Here is a 19,915-nt window from a genome sequence, read left to right as displayed (position 1 = left end):
GCGCTGTATGCCTGGCGGGAATGAGTGTTATGTACTCACAGCATCTTCCGCTAGCGTGACGCCGCGCGCATCATCGGCTTGTCAGCCTGACCGCAGTGTCCGATGCACTGTATTTCTTTGGAGATTTCGAGCATGACCAGCGCAACCGCAAGAACGCCTGATGAGCAGGCGATTCCCTATCAGCTGCCGCAACCGGTAGACATGTCACACGACCTCGTGCATCTGGGGATCCTCGACAAATGGCTGGAGGACGATAACCTGTGGGTACCCATGACCGGTACTGTGTCGTTCAAACCACTGCTTCTCAGCGCAAGCCAAGGTTATTACGTCAATCTCCTCCGGGTTCGGCAGTCTGGCGTGCTTTCGCGGCACCGCCACACCGGGCCTGTCCATGCGATCGTTCTGAGGGGGCGATGGTACTACCTGGAGCATGACTGGGTCGCGGAGCAGGGCGGCTATGCACACGAGCCGGCAGGCGAAACCCATACGCTGTACGTGCCAGAGGACGTCGAAGAGATGATCACGTGGTTCCACGTTACCGGGGGCTACACGTACGTCGATCCGCAAGGCGTAGCGGTGGGATATGAAGACGTATTCACGAAAATCGAAGCAGCTCGCAAGCATTACGAAGAAATTGGGCTGGGCGCTGACTACGTCAAGCAGTTTATTCGCTAGGACAATTCATTGACGTGCGAGCCCTTGGGACTTCCGGGGGCGCGGACGAGGACATACCGAAAGCAGGTCGGCGGCCGGCAGCAGCGAGTCGCCTGGGCGCCGCCGCTGACAATCGAGGAAAATCACCATGGAACGACGAACCGTCGACGTAGCTGGCGTACCGGTTAGCTACCTTACTGCAGGGGACCAGACTGGGCCTGTTTTGTTGCTGCTGCACGGCACTTATTGGAGCCGGGTATGGCAACCGGTGCTCGACGGACTGGTTGGCGCCGGCCTACGTCCCATCGCTGTGGATTTCCCCGGATTTGGCCGTTCCGGCGGCGAGCTGACTGTTGAAAATGCCTCGATCCCCGCCCTGGCGGGTTGGCTGCCGCAGTTTCTCGCTGCGCTGCGTATTGAGGGGCCTGTGGGGCTCGCCGGGCACGACATCGGCGGGGGTATCGCACAGCAGGTTCTGGTGGATGGGAAGATTGCGGTCAGCAAATTCGCACTCGTCAACGCAGTCATGTTCGATTCGTGGCCCGTGCCTGGCGTTGCCCGGTTCCGAGACCCGGCGGTCGCGGCTGCAACGACCACGGGCGACGTCCTCGCCGCTCGTCGCAAGTCCGTGCTCACGGCATTGGCGCGCCCGGCAACGGAAAGCGAAGTGGAGGAGTATCTCGAGCCGTGGACCGATCCGCGCGTAGCACGGTCCTGGGTGGCCCTTGCCGGCGCGGCGGACAGCCGTTATACAATGGATCTGTTGCCGCGCCTTCGTGCGTCAAAGACGCCAAAGCTACTCGTTTGGGGCGAAGACGACAGCTTCCAGCTTGTCGGGTACGCGGAGAAGTTCGCCAAGGAGATTCCGAACACGCAACTCGTCCGGATTCCGAAGGCTGGACACATTCCAATGGAAAATGACGCGGCGGCTGTGGCTCGTGCGCTGGCCGGGTTCTTCGCCTGATGCAGCGCGGCCGGCAAGGAGAGAGATCGCTTGCCGGCTCTTTCGCTCTTTGACTCATTCGATTGGCAAAAAAGGGGTAGCCGGCTGGCACCCGGAACCCGCATGAGCGGCGTGGCAGAGTCGGAGCCTCATGGCAGTGCCTCATGGATAGGCGTCGAAAAATAGCTGCTGCATGGCTGTGGCGCCGCTACCGAAACATTTGACTGTCCGAGTGTTTCCTGTACAAAGGTGATGAAAGCACACGTCTTTCTTCTTGTCGTCCGGCCTGCGGGAATGACCGCCCATAGCTCGCATGGGGGAGGAGCCAGTCCGGCAGTAGGGTCCAGACCTGACCACTCTTCAGTTCAAGAAAAAACATCAAACGTGGCGCGACCGCTATACCCATACCTGCAAGAACTGTTTCGCGTACCGCTTCAAGCGCACTTACCGACAGCCGGCCATGAAGGGAAACGGACGAGTCGGTATCGTCTCGTCGAAACGTCCAGACGCGTCCACCACCTTGCTGGCTATAGTTGATGAATTGACGACAGCTCAATTCGTCCGGCGTGCAAGGGATGCCGGCACGCTCGAAGTAGGCGGGGGAGCCGACGACTACCGAGGTGCCTCCCCGAGCTTGCGTGCCGGCATATTTAAAGCGTCGTGCGTTCCGATCCGCAAGCCGACGTCGACGCCCCTCCTCGAGCAGGTCGACATTGCGATCGTCCAGAACTATATCAAGTGCAAGATCCGGGTACGTGTCGAGAAACCCATTGAGCGCGGGCATGAGGTGCAATCGCATAAACGTCACGACGCGTATCGGCGTCCGGCGTCGCTCGACGCGCGAACCCGCGGATCCACGATCAAGCGGCAGATCGACAATCCCATTTCCAGGCCAGCCATCTTGTTTCGATGCATCCGGGGCGTGTCCGACGTGACGTTTGTTGACTGTCAGTCACGACAGAAATGAATATTCCTGGCGTCTGTCCGGTGCTGTATAGAATGAGCCGACATTCAACGGTTTTACCCGCCAGGAGACGCTACGATGAACCTGCCCGACAACCTCAAGTACGCCGAAACGCATGAATGGGTTCGCGTGGAATCCGACGGAACGCTGACCGTAGGAATTACCGAACATGCCCAGGAATCGATTGACGATATCGTGAGCTTCGAACTGCCCGAGGCGGGGCAAGGTAATCTCGCCAGGAGAGGCGGTCGCGACTGTCGAGTCGGTCAAGGCGGCATCAGAGATTCATGCGCCGGTGTCGGGGCAGGTTGTCGCATCCAATGCGGAGGCGATTGACGAGACGGGCAAGGTGAATACCGATCCGTACGGAATATGGCTGTTCAGGCTCGCGCCGAAAAACCCAAGTGACGTCGAAGGGCCGATGACAGCCGGGGCCTACAGCGAATCAGTGGGAGAGTAGGTGCCTCATTGAGCGCTACGCGCGCCTGCAGTAGGAGGAACGAGTGGATCTTTCAGCTGTTGAGGCCTTCGTGCGGGTCGCCGGGTCGCAGAGGCTGAAGAATGCGAGTGATGCCTTCAAATCAAAAGGGTCAGACGATCGCTTCCATGATGCCCGCGTCTACTATTTCCGCTTTGCCGGAAGTCGGCTCGACACGATCGCCCGTCGATATGCGAGGCGCAGATGCAGGGTCGAGGCGATTTAACAGCGGGCTTTGTTCGAAGCGTTCAGCAATCCACTCGACGAAAGTACGGACTTGCGGCGACAGGTGTCGATAGTGGGGATAGACCACGGAGATGGGCAGCGGTGCGGGGCGGGAATCCGGAAGAATCTCGACGAGATCCCCTTGTGCGAGACGCGAATGGACAAGAAACAGAGGGATCTGAATGATCCCGAGCCCCATCGCCGCACAACCAACGTACCCGTCGGCTTCATTGGTCGCGAGACTGGAGCGCATCCTTACCTCGGTGCGCTTGCCCTCAACCACGAAATGCATACTGATGAAACTTCGGGTTCTGCTCGACAGGTAGTTGACGGCAATATGTCTATTGAGATCGCGAATAGTGGACGGCGTACCATGCTGGCGCAGGTAGCTCGGGCTGGCAACGGTGACCATTTCGAGCGAGCCGAGCCGGCGCGCGACGAGTGAAGAGTCGGGCAGTTCTCCGATTCGAACGACGCAATCGACGCCTTCCCGAACGAGATCCACATCCTTATCTCCAAGGCCGAGCATGAGCTCGATGCCTGGATATCGCGCCTGAAAGTCAGGAAGAGCGGGAACCACGATCGACCGGCCCAGCGAGCCAGACATGTCAACGCGCAGCTTGCCGGTGGGCGTGTTGCCGGTGGAGATCAGTGAATTCTCGGCTGCTTCGACCTCCGCGAGAATCCGGATGCAGCGTTCGTAATAGGCGGCACCGTCGGGCGTCAGACTGATGCGTCGGGTTGTCCGGTTGAGCAAGCGCACCTTGAGGTGGGACTCAAGTGCCTGAACCGTGGTCGAGACCGACCCATTCGGCAGGTCGAGCGCTTCCGCCGCTCTCGAGAAGCTATTCAGATCCACGACCTTCGTGAAAACCTGCATCGCGTTTAGTCTGTCCATGACAATGTCCTTCGATTGCTGGATTCGACTGTACGATCATGGCTGGATATTGGCTACCGGCGAATCGTAGATATCATTTATTCCACCAACGCATAGGCGCGCACCGAGGTATCGTCGACCTCAAGCGCTTTCGTGAAACTCAGGTAACACACGTGCTGCGATTTCTTCGAGCACGTCACGCACCGGGCGTTCGGAGCTGAGGTTCGGACTGACGTGTTGCGTACCGGCCGCGCGCCTGTCCTGTAGCGAGCGCACTAGCCGCATGCCGGCCGGTCGAATAGCCAAGTGGAAGCGCTGTGGCCGGCGTCTCGGCATGTGCAGTCAATTCGAGCTGCATCGCCACATCGAAGGCCCGGAGTGCAGGAGTAGGGAGCCGATTGACAGCGGCGAGCCACATCGAATGGCGCGACCGCTGCACATCCGGGTCACGATGGTAGGTCATCCAGCCGATCGCGTTGCGTGCGATCCAGTCAACGCTTTGTCCGCCGGAGCCCACAGCGAGCATGGGAATTTCGCGGGTACCGCGAGGCAATAGCGTGAATTTCGGGGCATCAGGCCATGTTGCGCATGCATGCGTGAACCGGCGGATTCGCGTCGCTGGACGCCCACTCGTAGGCGGGCAATCGCCCGTTCATGTAGCGGTCGTCAGGGTTCTCGAAGATTTCTCGACGCCTGAGCGTTCGATTCATCTGCTCTATCGAGCGGCGCGTGCGTTGGCGCTGAAGGTTCGGGCGTTCATCGAATACTCGCTGAACGAACTCGGGATTGCCGACGATTCGGATCAGCGCGACGTCGCGTGATGCGACGCGCCCGCCAGGGAATTCCGCGTTCTCGCGCGCGAGACCGATTCTCAAGCAGGGTTACCGGATGCAGCCGAGCTCTGCAAATTCGGCTTGACACCGGGCGACAGCGTCAACCAGGTTGTCCACGTAGCTATCGGCAAGCTTCCAGGCGGCCAGCGATTCCTTGAGTTTGAAAAGGTACTCGGCGTTCGTTCCGAGGGGGCCGTAGGCGGACGCGACGAACGCCGCTACTGAAGCAACAGAGGCGTTGGGCTCATAGAGAGGGTGATTCTGATCGGCAACAAATATCAATGCCGTGGGACAGGTGCCATCTTCCATCGCTATCGGCTTCCAGGTCGGTCGATACGCCCCCGTCGGCATTTCGCGGATCCATAAAAGCGGCAATTCGTCTTCAAGTGCGTAGGCGGGTAATCGCAGCGCGACGCCTTCGGTTCTTCCGCCAGGCTCCAATGACAGCATCCTCCCGGGCAAGCGCGGGCTCGAGCGTCCAGCAATCGTTTTGAGGCAAAAACTCCGATGCCATCCTTCCAGGATCGCTTTATGTTGCGTCTCGAACTGACAAACAGGATTCCATATTAATGACCCGTAGCCGAAGATCCATAGGTCACCGGTGTCCGTACGGGCATCCAGGGTGTCGCGCATAGATTGCTCAATCTGGGCAGGAGTCCAGCGTACGTGTTCTGGAATGGATTTGAAATACTCGAGGTATTGGCCCGAGCTGATCATCGTTCGGTCTGTCACGGTGCACTCATTCAGATGGGGCGACAAGGGTCAAAGTCAGGTGTGACCCGATGCGGCAGCGGGTCAGTGGAGTGGGCGAAACGCAAAAGCGACCCAAACGCTCAAGACGATAGAACAAGCGGGACCACGTACCCGCTCGTTGTTACGCTAGTGCTCCGTGCGATGGTTGGTTGATTGCCGCGATAGGCGCAAGCCACATTGGAATGGTCGACTAATCGGTCGATGGTGTGTAGGGATGGGGCACGCATAGAGGTTATTCCCATCAGGCATATTTTCCTAGAATGCATGCCGGATCCCGGCACCGAAGCTGTTAGCGGTTCCAGCCGTACTTAGCTTGTCGTAAAGGTAGCTTGCGTATACGTCCGTTTGTTTGGACAGGGCGTAGTCAAGTGTCACGCCGGCGGTATTGCGGTAGTGCTCAGGCGTGCCTCCCCCTATTGGCGTATTCGTCCTCGAATAGGCCATGCTCAACGCCAGGCTGCCGAATGGAATGGACACGCCACCCTGATAGGTGTTGTCAATTGCACCGTTGTTGGAATCGGCGTTGTGGGCGTAGGACGCATAGAATTTCACAAAGTCGAGGTTGTATGATCCACCAAAAAAATAGGTATCCTGACGATTAACGGCCGGGGTAATGCCGAGTCCGTATTTCACTCGCTGAACCAGGGCGGCCAGGTAGAGCGGCCCATGGGTATATTCCACTGCCGCCGACTGGTTATGTGCGCCAGTGCCTGGCGCTGTTTCCGTTGCGGAAAACTTGAAACCGTAAATCGACGGAGACTCGTAGAGGATAGAGCTGTCCCAACCCGTGTCACCCAATATATTGCGGCCGTAATCGGCGATCCATGTCTGAGTTTGCAATGGGCTGAAGCGATAGGATCCCGGCAACGGGTTTGTCCGTGACGTAATATAGAACAACGTGGTGACGATACGCCCAAAACGCAAGGTTCCGTAGGGACTCGAGAGATCGACGTAGGCGTTTCTGGAATACGTTGTATCGCCGGTAAAGCGGCCTGCCTGCCCGGTATTGACGAGAACGTACCCCTCTATTTCGAAATCAGCCTTGTAGCCACCGCCGAGATCTTCAGTCCCGCGCATTCCATAGAATGAGGTTGTCTGCCCCCCGTTCAGCAGCCCGACCGTTGCGGCCGGATCCCCGCTGCCTTTGAAACTACCGACTACAGCGTCAATTACCCCGTACATCTCAACCGACGACTGCGCGTTAGCCGCGGGGGGTGAGAGGGCAGAAAACGCCAATGCCATTGCGGCATACCTGAAATAACCTGGCATGTTCATCAACGAGTCTCCAAATGTATTTATATTTAAATTGACAACATATTTGTTGTCGTTACCAGCTCTACAACTGAATCGGGCGAGCGCTCCTTAGCGATTCCGCGGCGGCCGCCGTGACTGCAACGTTCCGAATCATCTGGTCGATAGAAATCTGATACGGTGCGTCGTCAGCCACAGCGCGGCAGAAGCTTTCCAGATTCGCTCTCACCGAATCGTTCCAATCATGCACGATGGTTTTTTCGGTACCGTTCGTCGTGCGGATAGTCGTGATGCTTGAACCGCCGGCATCGGGATGCGCCAGGTTTCGAACCTCTGCCCAACCAGCGGTTCCGAAGACGGCGAATCGCATGTAAAACGGCGTTTCCAGTATTGAACTGACGTACCCTGTTACTCCACTGGAGAAGCGCAGATGCAGCGAGAGAGCCTTACTCACCGCGCCGTCCTCACGACGTGGTGACGCGGCGTACACCTCGGAGACGTCACCGAGCATATCGAGCATAAGATCCGTCAGGTGAACGCCCGTAGCGGTCATCGGCAGCGGAGCCAGATCAGTGCCAGTAAATCGCCAGTTCTCAGTTGGCACGTTAGCCAGCTTGTCATGGCTGAAACTTCCTTCGGCGTGCAGGACCGTCCCCAGTTCGCCACGCTTGATCAGCCCGCGGATCTCCACCATCGCGGTTTCAAAGCGACGCTCATGCCCGAGTCCGAGTCGAACGCCGGCCTTTTCGCACGCCGCGGCACACTTGATCGCATCGTCGACGGTGAGCGCCAGCGGCTTCTCGCAGAAGATGTGCTTTCCCCGCGCGGCAGCCTTCATGACCTGTTGGGCGTGCAAGGCATGGGGTGTAGTCAGCACCACCATCTGAATGCCATCGTCGTTTAATACGCTCTCGAAGTCTGTTGTGAATGGCACGCCATACGCGTCGGCCGCTGCCCGATGAGCGTCTCGGCTACCAACCGCAGCAGCAAACCGGAGCACATCGGACCCGGCCATTTGGCGCATCAGGTGCTTTCCCCACCACCCGAGCCCGACAATCGCTGCGTTTATTGCCACGACTCGATCTCCAGAATGTAGAGACCGCCGTTGTAGTCGGTCGAATAGACGATGCCGTTGGAATCCACGAACACGTCGGCAGACTGGATAACGCGCGGACGATCTGGACGCCGGTCCATCAGACGTGTCGGCGCTGGTGGCACCCACGCGGCGATCTCGACTGGTCGATATGGATCGCGCACATCAAACGCACGTACACCTGCGTTCTGATAGGTTGCGAAGATAATGTTCGAGCTGACAAACGACCCCGGACGATTCTCGTGCAAGTTGTGAGGCCCGAAGTGTCCGGCCTTCGATTTGTAGTCGGACTCGGCCGGGGTCGGAAATGTCGAGATGCTCACCGGATTGCGCTTCTCACGGACGTCGAACATCCAGACAAACTTCTCACCATCTTCCTGATGATCAAGCACGGCTTCGTCGAGTACGACCAGCAGATCACGATCGGGGAGTGGTAAGCAGTTGTGCGTGCCGCCGCCGAATGGGGGTGACCAGTTCTGATGTGTGATCAATTTCGGCGCGGATCGATCCGCCACGTCCAGGATGACCATCCCGGCATCCCGCCAGGCGCAATACGCCGTATCGCCGTGAACGATCGGATGGTGCAGGCCGTTCCGTCTCGAGCCGTCCCAGGAAGGCACTTCTCCACCGGCGACATGCATGCCGGGCAACCAGAATCTGCCGGCTTCCTTCGGGTTGCGTGGGTCGGACATATCGATGGTGATGAAGATATAGTCCGTGTATCCATCAAGCAGCGCCGATGCGTAGGCCCAGCGGCCTCCCGTGTACCACACGCGGTGAATGCCGCCGCCTTCCACCGGCATAAAGCCGATTTCGCGGGGAGCGTCTCCCTTTGAGATGTCGTAAACGGCTAGTCCGGCGCGCCAATGACGGCCAGTGCTCGACTTGCTGGCCGTGCCTACCTTCTGACCGAGCGCGCCGCTATAGTACGCGCGCTCGTCCTGAAACTCGGTCGCGGCGAACATGTCCTTGGCGTTTATCACGAGCAGCAGATCGTCGTGCGTCTGCAGGTGGATATTCCAGGTGTCAGGCTTGGCCGGTACATAGTTGACCGGCGTCGGTTTCGTGGGATCCCGTACGTCAACGATGCTGAATCCTTTTGAGAACATATGGCCGACGTAAGCATAGCCACGATGGACCATAAGCTGTACGCCGTCAGGGCGGCCACCCTGGTCCGAATGACCAATGATGCGCATGTTCTTCGAAAAGTCCGGGACTGGAAGGTCGGAAGTAGACATCTCAATCTCTCTAGTTGCGTTTCATGTCCGGCGTCGCCGGGATTTCAGTGCGGCCAACCATCAAAGCGGTTTGAGGAAGTCGGACGAAGCCGTGTTCTTAAGAATGCCGTGGACACTGTGAAACTCTTGCCAGTGCGCGTTGCGTGGGGTGTTATCAGAGTGGTGTGGCAACAGCAGATACTCACCGAGCGCACGACCCCGTTCCACCGCCTTTAGACCGACGTCCAGACGGTCCTTCTCGAACGTCGCCAGTGCCTGGTCGAGCGACACCGACGCGTCACGCAAAACATTGGCAAGTGCCTGCGCGTCCGACGCGCCTTTGGCGACGCCCATCCCAATGTGCGGTCTGCCAACGGAAGCGGCGTCGCCAATCAGCACGACCCGGCCGAACACCATCTTCGGAGAGAAGTGGTCGTAGATCGGCGTGAAGAAGGGGCGGGGAATGGCCGTCAGCGTGTCACTAAACGAAGGCGGAAGGTGGTCTTTGGCTGCGCGCTTGATCTCGTTGATCAGATCCTGGCGAACCTTATGAGGCGAAATCGAAATCGGATAGTAAGCGCCGCTTTCGTCCACCAGCATGGTCTCGAGCGTGTCCTTGTCGACCGGTCGGTACCAGACCCAGTTGTAGCGCCGACGCCCCGCCTCAAGTGCGTGATCCTGGCCAGGAATCGGGTACCCGATAATCTTGTTGTTCGGCGGCAAAAAGAACGCGAACTTGTCGAAGATCGTGTCTTTTGCGGACTCCGGCATGGCGCTCTCGTCCGCGACGCCGCGCCAGATCACATAGCCGGCGTAAATCGGCTGGATTTCCGGCATATATATTTCGCGCACCGTCGAGCGGTAACCGTCCGCCGCGATGAGCAGATCGGCTTTCTCTACACGCCCGTTGGTGAAGTGGGCCGTTACCCCTGTCGACGATTGTTCGACGGATTGCAGGTTGCAACCCAGATGGTGATGCTCGCCCGGGATCATCGTTCGCATCAAATGATGGAGCTTGTCCCACGATGTCACGATCTGGGGATAGGTCAGCCGCTCGATGACGCGATCCTGCTGGTCGATCGCGATGCGGTCGGTGATCTCGACACCGAGCCGGCTAACGTCCGCACCGCTTTCCACGAGCGCCTCGTGGAGTTCCGGCTGCACCGTGATGCCCGCGCCCCGTCCGAACAGTTCCACGTCGGAGCGCTCGAAAACCTCGACGGACCAGCCCGCCTTGCGCAACAATGCGGTCGCAAAGAGTCCAGCCAGGGAAGCGCCGATGACCAGCGCGCGTCGCCGGGGCGACGGATTGTGATATTGATTCATTGCTCTACCTCACAACAAAAGCGGTTTTGATAACAGCGTTCTTTCGGCTCTTCCGGAATGTCCGATTGAAACCTGGTGGCTAAGGCAGCCGGGCACGGCCAGCTCCGTTTTCTCCGTACTCAACGGAGCCGGGTGAAATCAAAGAAGCTCATGAGCACAATGGCGGCACACGGGGGCGCAAACACCATCACGTTGGCGGCGATAGACCACCCCCAAGTTTCCGCGAGCTTCCCAAACAGAAATCCTGCGAACGGCCCGCTTATGTAGAATCCGGCCATTGCTGCGGATACGGCGTATCCAATGTTTGCGGGGTGGGCACTGCGCTGAATGATGGAGACGAAGCGGGCATAGAAAAAACCGCTGACCATCAGACCGAATACGAAGGAGAGAACCTCGTGCGTGAGCGGCCGTGAAGCACCATTGAAGAGGGCGAAACTCACGGCTGCGAGAACTGCAAGACCAGCAAAGACGCCCTTTTTCCCGAGCCGGTCGCCTGCCCAGCCGCCGGCGACCGCGCCCATTGCACCCAGTCCGTACATCCCCAGCGCAGAGCCCGCTGCTATCGGCGAATAGCGCAAATGCTCGCGAAGGAACGTGGCGTAGAGTCCCGAGTACGAAAAAAAAGCCAGGCCGACTAGCGCGAACGAGACTGAACCCAGGATAACGTTTCGATTGAGCAGTCGGGGAACGTCTTCACGCGTCGTCCGAAACGCGCCGGTGCTACCGCTACCCGGCTCGACGGCCTCGATAAAATCGGCTGGAATGAGGAGCAAGGCCGCGACGGCAATGAGAATGCCGGCGGCGCCGAAGATATACATCGGCATCTGCCACGATCCAAACGACGCACCCAGACGTGTGCCCGCAATCGGACCCACCAACGCCCCCAAGCCGAAAAACGCCTGCATGATGCCCATCGCTGCGCCGCGGGTCCGGCCGAAATAACTCCCTATGCAGCAAAAGATCGTTGCAATCTGCAGCGCTTCTCCAACACCTGTGAAAGCACGATAGACCGACAGGCTGATGAATCCCTGGGCGAACGGCGTGGCAAGCGTAAAGAGCGAGTAACCGATCAGACCGCCGACGAGAATCGATCGGCGCTTGAAGCGTGCAAGGAACCACCCGCTGACCGCCCCGAAAATGGCGACATTGACGGTAAATACGGTGCTGGCGAATCCTGATTGAGCCAGGGTCAAGCCGTAGGTCTCCCGAATTCCGCCGAGCAGCGCGGGAAACACCTGACGGTCCATCGCGTTAAACATGTACGAAATGCCGAGCAACACCATGACGAGAACGAGGGAAGTCTTCGTCAACTTTCTGTCCGAACCCAATGCGGGGGGCTGCGCTGCGTAACTCTCCAAACTGTTCATACGTGTCTCCTCATTGAATCCTCGTGCAGATCCCGACGGCTTCGTTTTTTTGCCTGTCATCGCGCCGGCTTACCTCTGTACGGCGCACCGCAGGCTTCGTGTTATTACGGAGCGGAAATAGGGATCGGTGGCCCCTGTCCCACGGTGGTGGGGCAGGGCTGATCGCTACGAATTCATGCCATGCATAACAAACCGAACGTCGCTTAGCCGTTTCATCAGGTCCAGGCCGAACTCGTCTGGGAGCGAAGTCAGGGGTGGTCGTACGACCGACCACGAGGGCGTGTTAGTGACTTTCGACATCACGTATTTCATGGCGGGAATCATTGGCACCGACATAAAGATTTCGCGGATAGCCAATGCGGCGGACAACGTATTCGTTGGTTCACCCGAAATCAGCGCGGTGTATAGCTCGACGAGGCCGCGCGGGTTCATATTCGCCGTTGCGCTGATACACCCGGCACCGCCGATCTCCGTCGATCGAGCCAGGAACGCTTCACTGGCGGGAAACACATCAAATCCATCCGCCCCGAAGCTGCGAATCATGGCCTCGGTGTTCGCCCAGTCTCCTGAGGAATCCTTTGCGCCACGAACAATGCCCGGATAGCGCCTGATCAGACGTTCGATGAGTGGCAGGGTAATCGGAACCTGGGTGAACTGAGGGATGTGGTAGAGATAGATCCGTAGGCGCGAGTCCGAAACCAGGTCGATGACCCGGGAAAAGTAGTCGAACAGGCCGTTCTCCGACGGATTCTTGAAATAGTAAGGTGGCAGCATGAGTACACCGGCCGCCCCTATATTGACGGCGTGACGGGTTAGCTCAACCGTCTCCTTCAGCGACGGTGTGCCGGTACCCGGCATCATTCTTCCAGCGGGCAGTCCCGCGTCGATCGATGTGTCGAGCAGGGACATGCGTTCGGAAAGCGACAGCGAGGCGGCTTCTGAATTGGTTCCAAACACGGCCAGACCTGCGCCGGCGTCCACAAGCCACCTGCAGTGCTCAATGAACGCCTGGGTGTCCACTTCAAGGTCGTATCCGAACGGAGTCACGACGGGAGCGAGTACGCCGCGAATGGGCGGGTGAAGATGAGGCGTTAGGGCAGATGTCACAATGCACTCCTTGAATGGTCGGTACGTATCGGTTGCCGGCTCGGTTCTATGCACTTCCCGCTGACGCTTCCGCGGCCACAGCATGTTCGTCGTCCGACCGGGCTTTTGCACGCTCATGCGCGATTTTTAGAAGCTCAGCGAAATGCACGACCTGGCGACCGGTCTTCTGGTGGATTTGCTCCCGGCAACTGAAGCCGTTCGTCAGAATGAACGCCTGTTTTGGGGCCTGCCGCACAGCGGGCAACAGCACGAGCTCGCCCACGTTCGCAGAGATCTCCTCGTGCTTTGGATCAAAGCCAAATGAACCCGCCATCCCGCAGCACCCGCTATCGAGCCACGTCGCCTTAACGCCCATCGCGGCAAGAATGGCCTTTTCACCCGTCACGCCGAAGAGGGACTTCTGGTGGCAGTGCGCATGAACGATGACCTCGGCGTCAAAACGGGGCGGTCGGTACCCGCTCACGTTGAGAAAGTCGCCCAGCAGGAAGGCGTTGTCCGAGAGGACCTTCGCCCGCGGATCATCCGGGAACATTTTTAGCAGTTCGTCCTTGAACACCGACATGCATCCGGGCTCCAGCCCGACGAGCGCGATCGCGGCATCGTCTCCTTCAAACACGGGAGACAGGGTATCGAGAATCGTCTGCAAACGCTCGCGGGCCGCGTCGAGGTAACCAAAGTCGTAGAGCGGCCGGCCGCAACAGAGGCGCCGCGAGGGCAACTGCGCGTCAAAGCCAGCGATCGCCAGGATGTCGACCGCGTCATTGGCTATTTCCGGATGAAAGTGCTCGCAGAAGGTATCTACCCAAAGGATCACCTTCTTCAACGATCGCAAAGGATTGGCGGGACGACTTCTGTGAATTTTGCTATGCGTTTGCGGCGCAAATCGCGGCAGCGTCCTTCCCGCAGCAACACCGGCGATTCGCTTTGCAACTGACGAAATGACTGGCGTTTGCGTCAGTGCATTCGCGAGACCCGGCAAGCGAGCGGCCAGAGGTGCCCAGTCTCCGATGCGGCCCATCGATAGCGCCTGACGAGGACGCCTGCGGCGTTCGTAATAGTGCGAGAGAAACTCGGCCTTGTACGAGGCCATGTCCGTATGAGTCGGACAGTCGCTCCGGCATCCTTTACACGCGAGACAGGTATCCAATGCTTCTTTCACCGGCTCGCTTTGCCAGCCGTCTTCGATCAGATCTCCCTGCAACATCTCCCACAGGACTCTGGAGCGACCTCGAGTCGAAAAGCGCTCGTCGTGCGTCGCCCGATAGCTGGGGCACATTGTGTTTCCCTTCTCGGCACGACAACGTCCCATCCCGACACAACGCTCTACCGCTCGCTGGAAGCCATTTCCTTCCTGGCTCCTGAACTGAAGCCTGGTCGAAAAGTTCACGACCTTGTAGGCCGGGCCCATACGCAGGTCTTCGTCGAGACCGCGCGCATCCACAACTTTTCCGGGATTCATGCGGCCCTGCGGGTCCCAGATCTTCTTGAAGGTACGCATCGCCTCCATCAGCTCGTCGCCGAACATGATTGGAAGCAATTCGCCTTTTGCCTGGCCATCGCCGTGTTCGCCCGACAACGAGCCGCCGTAATCGACCACGAGCTGCGCGGCTTCCCGCGCGAACTGCCGGTAGCCAAGTACCCCTTGTGCATCACTCAGGTCGAAGGTGATGCGGGCGTGGACACACCCATCGCCGAAATGCCCGAACAGCGAGGTCTTGTAACCGTAACGATCGACCAGGGCCTGAAAAGCACGCAGATAGTCGCCGAGTCGATGCGGATCCACGGCCGCATCTTCCCAGCCGACTTTGGGATCCGGCTCCCCCGGGTTGATCGACAGTTGTGTACTGGATGCGCCATTCTCGCGGATCGACCAGATCCGCCGTTGGTCTTCGCGGCTCACAAGGAGTTTGCTGGTCGGAACGGGCCCGCGGGTTCGATTCAGAATCCTCGCTGCTGCGCGGTCCGCGTTGCCAGCCGCCTCTTGCGGGCTTTCGCCACCGAATTCCATGAGAACCCACGCATCGCCCTCGGGCAACATCGCAATCTCGGCGGCTGCAAGGTTTCGTGCTTCGAGTCCCCGGATAATTTGACGGTCGAGGCCTTCAATCGCCAGCGGTGAGCACTGCAGAAATTCTGGTACCGCGTCGGCTGCCGTATAGATGTCGGGAAATCCCAGCGCTAGAACAACGCGATGCGCGGGACTATGAACCAGACGGACACGGGCGCGAAGCGTCAGCGCGCAGGTGCCTTCGGTTCCCACAAGCGCACGGGCGACATTGAAGCCGTTTTCAGGCAGCAACTGATCCAGGTTATAGCCCGAGACGCGACGCTTGATGTCCGGAAACCGGCTGCGGATGAGGTGGGCATACCTGTCACGAAGCGCCCGCAGGCCAGCGTAGATTTCTCCCTTTCGTCCGCCTTCTGCGATGATGCGCTCGAGTTCGTCCTCACGGGTTGGTCCCACCCAGAAGCGTGCCCCGTCGTACGTCAGAACTTCTATTTCTTCGATGTTTTCAAGCGTTTTCCCGGCCATCACAGAGTGTGGACCGCAGGAATTATTTGCGATCATCCCACCTAGCGTGCACCGGCTATGCGTCGACGGATCCGGTGCAAAGGTGAGTCCGTGCTGTTCGGCAGCGTCGCGAAGCTGATCGCAGATCACGCCGGGCTCCAGAAGCGCCGTGCGTGAGGAGGGATCCAGATCGAGAATGCTCGAACAGTGGGCGGACACGTCGAACACGACTGCCGTGTTGACGCTTTGCCCGCTCATCGACGTTCCAGCACCTCGCATCAGAACAGGTGCGTTGTAGCGCTGACATACCTCAATTCCTTTGATCAGTTCGTCGATCGACCTTGGGATGACCACCGCCAACGGCACTTGTCGGTAGTTGGAAGCGTCGGACGCGTAGACGGCCAGGTGACCCGCGCCGAAGTGTACTGACGCACCCAGGGCGGTAAGCAGTTCGTCACGGAGCTTGGCCCATGGATCTCGTGACCCATTGCTCCCGGAGGTCGACTGGCCGTAGCCAGTCACATGAGGTTGCGCAGATTGAATTGTCGACATGATGAGACGTTTCGCCCTTACTTCGACGTTACGATGCCGTGGGCGCGGACCGGGCCGCATCACGAATGCGCGTCACGAACTGGGCCACCGCCTCTCCAATTTCATGCGGGCAGTCCTCGGGCAAATAATGTTTCGCGCGCAGAGAGATCTCGCGCTGGTTGGGCCATGTACGGCAAAATTCCCGCGCCGCGCCCGCGGTTCCGTGTCCTTCCTCGGCATTGATGAAGAGCTTGGGTAAATGGACGCTTTGTGTGAGCCAGTCGCTGTATCGTTTGACTCGTGCGTAGGTGTCCGGCGGATCGCCGTCAAACGGGATTTGCCGGGGCCACACAAGCGTCGGCAGACGCGATACGCCTGGTTCTCGGAATGGCTTCAGATAGACTTCCTTCTCGCGAGAGGTCAGCTCGCGAATGACGCCGTATTCGAACAACATCTTCTCCACGAAGAAGTTGTCCTCGAGACACATCCTTTCTCCTTCTTCGCCGCGCAGCCGTTTGAACATCGCCTGGCGCTCCGGCGGCATGTCCGTCCACAGCCTCGGGCGAACCATTGCTTCCATGTAGACGATGCCAGATACCGAGTGGGGGAAGCGAACCGCACGATCGAACCCGAGCGCTGCCCCCCAGTCCTGAACCACCAGGATGGCTTTTGTGCGCAGGCTTAGCTGGTCGAACCACGCATCGAGATAGTTCGCATGGTCTGCGAATGTGTAGGAGTAGGTCGGCGACGGACTTGACTCACCCATGCCAATCAGGTCGGGCGCAAGGCATCGTCCGAGCTGCTGTACGTGTGGAATGACGTTTCGCCACGTGTAGGACGATGTGGGGTTGCCGTGCAGAAAGATGATCGGATCTCCTTCGCCGACGTCGACATAGGCCATTTCAGCGTCGCGCACGCGAGCTCTCTTTAGATCGAACGGGAAGTCCGCAGATATTTCTTTTTGCATTTCAAGTCTCCTTATCGACGCAGACCTACCCTGGCGTCTGGCAGGTCAGCTATGTTTCGTGGTGCAACGACTTGTCGCGCGCGTCGGTAGCCCGAGTTCCTGCTCGCGATCTACCAATGATGTCCTTCACGAAACGCATGTGTACTCGCAGGGCGGTCTGTACTTCATGCCCCATGAAGTGCTGCCACTGCACCGGGGAACTCGGCATTCCAAACCGGTTCGCACTGACCGTACCCGTAGTCTGCGTGGGAGCAGGAGCGACTTCAAACGCATTTTGGTCGGCCTTTGCATGAGGTTTATGAATGAAGACCTCGGCGTGAGAGCGTGACCCGCCCGCCGTGCCCGCTGCTGACTTGCAGCGCAATGAGCGATGTCGCTTGATAGTTCAACCTGCGCATTTTGATGCTATTCATTGGTGTAGCCGACGGGTAGGCGTGCGCAGGGAATACCTGTTATGTCCAGTCGGAATGAACTACCTGCCTCGACCTATCAAAAGATTGTTGTTTCGATACCTATGTATCGTTGCTGGGGCAATAGGCGTTCACTAAGATTCGATTGCCCTGTTCGCTGCGCGGCCGCTTTCGATAGCGCCATTCCTCGATTATTTCCAACGTGAGGCATGAACATGAAGTTTGACAAGATGTTGCCGATCCTGGCGGCCTTCGCAGTCCTTTTCGGGGGAGCACATTTGCACAGACTAGTACTGCGCCTGCCAGTATTCCCGCGATGACCTTGCCAAAGGCGACTGTGAGGGCACAGAACCGTCAGACGGCCTACGCCGTGAGAAGGGCGTTGGTGCGAATCAAGGGGTTGTCGGTCAGCAATGTCAGGGCAATCGCGAAAGGGGGCGCGGTATCGCTTCTCGGAACGGCACCCCGACAACTCACAGGTCGCGCTCGCAGGAACCACTGCCGCGGCTGTGCCTCATGTCCGCTCGGTGTCGAACCATTTGACCGTTCGCCATCCTGGGGCGGTTAAGCCCGTGGATGTGCTGGATGCACCCGTTAATCCTTCTCAGGGAATGTCAGAGCCGTCAGCCGTCGCCCGTGCCCTGGCCGTCGGCTGATCAGCTTTATTGAAGCGTCCTGAATGTGTCAGACCTGCGCGAACCCGCCATCCACGAATAGCTCTGTGCCCGTCACGTAGCTACTGTCTTCCGACGCCAGGAAGAGTACGGCAGCCGCCACTTCCTCGGGGCGCCCCACACGGCCCAGAGGTGTCACTGAGGCAAATTTGGCACGCAACGCATCCGCCTCCGCCGGCGTGGTTACCTGGCTTTCGATGATGGGTGTGTCGATTGCCCCCGGACTAATGGCGTTGACTCGAATACCTCGTCCCTTTAGCTCGACCGTCCAGGTTCTGGCCAGGGAGCGGACCGCTGCCTTGGCTGCGCTGTAGGTATCGTGTGCCTCAAGCCCCAATATACCGGCGATCGAACTGGTGAGAATAACGCTACTACCTTCGCGCAGCAGGGGAAGCGCTTTCTGCACGGTGAAAATCAAACCTCGCACGTTGACATCGAACGTCCTGTCGTAGTGTTCCGGCGTAATCTGTTCGAGTGTCTTGTGTTCGATCGATCCGGAATTGGCGAACAGAACGTCAATCTGTCCACTCTTTTCCCGGACGATTGAATACAGGCGGTCGAGATCCTCGAGTTTGGTGACGTCCGCCTTTACGGCCGTGACTTTCTTGCCTATCTGGGCGGTAGCCTGATCGAGCTCTGCCTGTCGTCGGCCGACGATGAAGACGTGCGCGCCTTCGTCGACGAATCGTCTGGCCGTTGCCAGGCCGATGCCGCTGTTTCCGCCAGTAATAACTGCAGTCTTGTCAAGCAATCTATTCATGATGGTTTGCTCCGTGAACGATGGAGCAAAGGATTGCATGCGGTATGGGCTGGCAGAAGATATCCCGTCGAAATATCAATAATTCCTGGAGGGAATTGGCTCGGTGAGGCCACTCTCGCCGAGGGCGGGCAGGCTGCACTGAAAGACCGCGCCACGCGCTGCGTGACTGGACGCCACACCCGTCCTCCGTGGGCTTCGATGATGGAACGGCAGATCGGGAGTCCCATGCCCGTGCCATCGGACTTGGTGGTGAAGAAAGGGTCGCACAGGCGGCTGACGTTCTCCGCTTTGATGCCGGGTCCGGAATCCTGTGTACAGCGACGGGCACCCATCCGTCCTCGTACTGTCGTGCCTCGATCAATAGTTCGCGTAGCTCGTCATGGGCTTCATCGATTGCCTGGATGCCGTTTATCACGAGAGTCAGGATCACCTGCTGAAGCTCGATTCGATCGGCGACCAAGGGCAACCCGAAGGTGAATTTGACGCGCCAACGTAACCGATGAGTCAGGACCTGATGCTGCACCGGAGACGCGACTTCGGTGACGACCTCGTTGAGACCGAGGCGCGTTTTCTGAGGCGTGTCCCGCTTGGTAAGCGTGCGAACACGCCGGACGATTTCAGCCGCGCGCTTGCCGTTGGCCACCATGTTCTGCACGCAGGCCCGCACTTCGTCCGGTTGCGGCGAGCGTAAACAGGCCTCACCGCTGGTAGCGATAGCTGCCAGAGGCTGGTTGACTTCGTGTGCAATGGATGCGCTCAGCTCGCCGAGCGCAGTCACGCGGCTCATGACGAGATCGTCACTTCGGCGCCTAGCCCAGCGAAAGCCGTGGCAGTAGCGGCACCGATTTCGATTCAAGATTGCCCATGTTCAAACACTCCCCCGCGTCAGGATACGTGTCGGCGTGCCAACAAGGAAAGCGACAGGAGGTCGCTGTACATGCTGTATCCGTGATGAGGGTTGGCCCCTCGGTTT

16 protein-coding genes and 3 pseudogenes are annotated in these 19,915 nt (G+C 58.8%); 4 read left to right on the top strand and 15 right to left on the bottom strand.

The window, feature by feature from the left end; all coding sequences use genetic code 11:
- The first annotated feature begins 132 nt into the window (after window positions 1-132).
- Together P3T40_RS35850 and P3T40_RS35845 are read left to right on the top strand one after the other, a co-directional pair.
- The gene (locus P3T40_RS35850) at window positions 133-675 is read left to right on the top strand and encodes a 2,4'-dihydroxyacetophenone dioxygenase family protein (protein WP_429272432.1); all 543 of its coding nucleotides are present in this window, start codon (window positions 133-135) and stop codon (window positions 673-675) included.
- A gap of 127 nt (window positions 676-802) precedes the next feature.
- Window positions 803-1,618, top strand: coding sequence for an alpha/beta fold hydrolase (locus tag P3T40_RS35845; RefSeq protein ID WP_429272431.1), 816 nt, complete (start codon window positions 803-805; stop codon window positions 1,616-1,618).
- A gap of 187 nt (window positions 1,619-1,805) precedes the next feature.
- Here the strand turns inward: P3T40_RS35845 and P3T40_RS35840 are convergent, their stop codons facing one another.
- A complete protein-coding gene (locus tag P3T40_RS35840; protein ID WP_429272430.1) occupies window positions 1,806-2,396 on the bottom strand; it encodes a substrate binding domain-containing protein in 591 nt (196 codons plus the stop codon).
- 243 nt (window positions 2,397-2,639) lie between these two features.
- Between P3T40_RS35840 and gcvH the strand changes: the two are divergent.
- Window positions 2,640-3,021, top strand: a pseudogene (gene gcvH, locus P3T40_RS35835) (glycine cleavage system protein GcvH).
- 130 nt (window positions 3,022-3,151) lie between these two features.
- Here the strand turns inward: gcvH and P3T40_RS35830 are convergent.
- Together P3T40_RS35830 and P3T40_RS35825 are read right to left on the bottom strand one after the other, a co-directional pair.
- Entirely contained in the window at window positions 3,152-4,162 is a 1,011-nt protein-coding gene (locus tag P3T40_RS35830) for a LysR family transcriptional regulator (RefSeq protein WP_429272429.1), read from the bottom strand.
- 120 nt (window positions 4,163-4,282) lie between these two features.
- Window positions 4,283-4,718, bottom strand: a pseudogene (locus P3T40_RS35825) (LLM class flavin-dependent oxidoreductase); the annotation flags it as partial.
- Here P3T40_RS35825 and P3T40_RS35820 point away from each other — a divergent pair.
- Window positions 4,699-4,962: a hypothetical protein gene (locus P3T40_RS35820; protein WP_429272479.1), complete on the top strand. Its 264-nt coding sequence runs from the start codon at window positions 4,699-4,701 to the stop codon at window positions 4,960-4,962. The pseudogene P3T40_RS35825 and the gene P3T40_RS35820 overlap by 20 nt on opposite strands.
- A 60-nt stretch (window positions 4,963-5,022) precedes the next feature.
- Here the strand turns inward: P3T40_RS35820 and P3T40_RS35815 are convergent, their stop codons facing one another.
- The 12 genes and pseudogenes from P3T40_RS35815 to P3T40_RS35760 form a co-directional block, all read right to left on the bottom strand.
- Window positions 5,023-5,706, bottom strand: coding sequence for a gamma-glutamylcyclotransferase (locus P3T40_RS35815; protein ID WP_429272428.1), 684 nt, complete (start codon window positions 5,704-5,706; stop codon window positions 5,023-5,025).
- Between the two features lie 276 nt (window positions 5,707-5,982).
- Complete coding sequence (locus P3T40_RS35810) at window positions 5,983-7,002, bottom strand: porin (protein WP_429272427.1); 1,020 nt, start codon at window positions 7,000-7,002, stop codon at window positions 5,983-5,985.
- Window positions 7,003-7,063: 61 nt separating this feature from the next.
- On the bottom strand, window positions 7,064-8,053 hold the full coding sequence (locus tag P3T40_RS35805) for a Gfo/Idh/MocA family protein (protein ID WP_429272426.1): 990 nt from the start codon (window positions 8,051-8,053) through the stop codon (window positions 7,064-7,066).
- Window positions 8,044-9,309 (bottom strand): LVIVD repeat-containing protein, encoded by a 1,266-nt coding sequence (locus P3T40_RS35800; RefSeq protein ID WP_429272425.1) that lies wholly within the window; start codon window positions 9,307-9,309, stop codon window positions 8,044-8,046. The genes P3T40_RS35805 and P3T40_RS35800 overlap by 10 nt, the downstream gene beginning before the upstream one ends.
- 60 nt (window positions 9,310-9,369) lie before the next feature.
- Window positions 9,370-10,614, bottom strand: a complete 1,245-nt coding sequence (locus P3T40_RS35795; protein ID WP_429272424.1) for an FAD binding domain-containing protein — start codon at window positions 10,612-10,614, stop codon at window positions 9,370-9,372.
- Window positions 10,615-10,733: 119 nt separating this feature from the next.
- Complete coding sequence (locus tag P3T40_RS35790) at window positions 10,734-11,873, bottom strand: MFS transporter (RefSeq protein WP_429272475.1); 1,140 nt, start codon at window positions 11,871-11,873, stop codon at window positions 10,734-10,736.
- Between the two features lie 273 nt (window positions 11,874-12,146).
- Entirely contained in the window at window positions 12,147-13,088 is a 942-nt protein-coding gene (locus P3T40_RS35785) for a dihydrodipicolinate synthase family protein (RefSeq protein WP_429272474.1), read from the bottom strand.
- A gap of 46 nt (window positions 13,089-13,134) precedes the next feature.
- Complete coding sequence (locus P3T40_RS35780) at window positions 13,135-16,152, bottom strand: FAD-binding and (Fe-S)-binding domain-containing protein (protein WP_429272423.1); 3,018 nt, start codon at window positions 16,150-16,152, stop codon at window positions 13,135-13,137.
- Between the two features lie 28 nt (window positions 16,153-16,180).
- Window positions 16,181-17,098, bottom strand: coding sequence for a haloalkane dehalogenase (locus P3T40_RS35775; protein WP_429272422.1), 918 nt, complete (start codon window positions 17,096-17,098; stop codon window positions 16,181-16,183).
- Between the two features lie 1,094 nt (window positions 17,099-18,192).
- Window positions 18,193-18,942, bottom strand: a complete 750-nt coding sequence (locus P3T40_RS35770; protein WP_429272421.1) for an SDR family NAD(P)-dependent oxidoreductase — start codon at window positions 18,940-18,942, stop codon at window positions 18,193-18,195.
- A complete protein-coding gene (locus P3T40_RS35765) occupies window positions 18,939-19,274 on the bottom strand; it encodes an ATP-binding protein (RefSeq protein ID WP_429272473.1) in 336 nt (111 codons plus the stop codon). The genes P3T40_RS35770 and P3T40_RS35765 overlap by 4 nt, the downstream gene beginning before the upstream one ends.
- A 305-nt stretch (window positions 19,275-19,579) precedes the next feature.
- Window positions 19,580-19,729, bottom strand: a pseudogene (locus P3T40_RS35760) (histidine kinase dimerization/phospho-acceptor domain-containing protein); the annotation flags it as partial.
- Window positions 19,730-19,915 lie beyond the last annotated feature (186 nt).

It is taken from the genome of Paraburkholderia sp. EB58, from assembly GCF_050436665.1.
Classification (GTDB): Bacteria; Pseudomonadota; Gammaproteobacteria; order Burkholderiales; family Burkholderiaceae; genus Paraburkholderia.
This window is presented reverse-complemented; position numbering and strand designations above follow the sequence as displayed.

What these genes read in the sequence shown, in the direction of transcription:
- P3T40_RS35850 (WP_429272432.1), top strand. Translation starts at nt 133, where the DNA reads ATGACCAGCGCAACCGCAAGAACGCCTGATGAGCAGGCGATTCCCTAT.
- P3T40_RS35845 (WP_429272431.1), top strand. Translation starts at nt 803, where the DNA reads ATGGAACGACGAACCGTCGACGTAGCTGGCGTACCGGTTAGCTACCTT.
- P3T40_RS35840 (WP_429272430.1), bottom strand. Translation starts at nt 2,396, where the DNA reads ATGCGATTGCACCTCATGCCCGCGCTCAATGGGTTTCTCGACACGTAC.
- P3T40_RS35830 (WP_429272429.1), bottom strand. Translation starts at nt 4,162, where the DNA reads ATGGACAGACTAAACGCGATGCAGGTTTTCACGAAGGTCGTGGATCTG.
- P3T40_RS35810 (WP_429272427.1), bottom strand. Translation starts at nt 7,002, where the DNA reads ATGAACATGCCAGGTTATTTCAGGTATGCCGCAATGGCATTGGCGTTT.
- P3T40_RS35800 (WP_429272425.1), bottom strand. Translation starts at nt 9,309, where the DNA reads ATGTCTACTTCCGACCTTCCAGTCCCGGACTTTTCGAAGAACATGCGC.
- P3T40_RS35795 (WP_429272424.1), bottom strand. Translation starts at nt 10,614, where the DNA reads ATGAATCAATATCACAATCCGTCGCCCCGGCGACGCGCGCTGGTCATC.
- P3T40_RS35790 (WP_429272475.1), bottom strand. Translation starts at nt 11,873, where the DNA reads ATGTTTAACGCGATGGACCGTCAGGTGTTTCCCGCGCTGCTCGGCGGA.
- P3T40_RS35780 (WP_429272423.1), bottom strand. Translation starts at nt 16,152, where the DNA reads ATGTCGACAATTCAATCTGCGCAACCTCATGTGACTGGCTACGGCCAG.
- P3T40_RS35775 (WP_429272422.1), bottom strand. Translation starts at nt 17,098, where the DNA reads ATGCAAAAAGAAATATCTGCGGACTTCCCGTTCGATCTAAAGAGAGCT.
- P3T40_RS35770 (WP_429272421.1), bottom strand. Translation starts at nt 18,942, where the DNA reads ATGAATAGATTGCTTGACAAGACTGCAGTTATTACTGGCGGAAACAGC.
- P3T40_RS35765 (WP_429272473.1), bottom strand. Translation starts at nt 19,274, where the DNA reads ATGGGTGCCCGTCGCTGTACACAGGATTCCGGACCCGGCATCAAAGCG.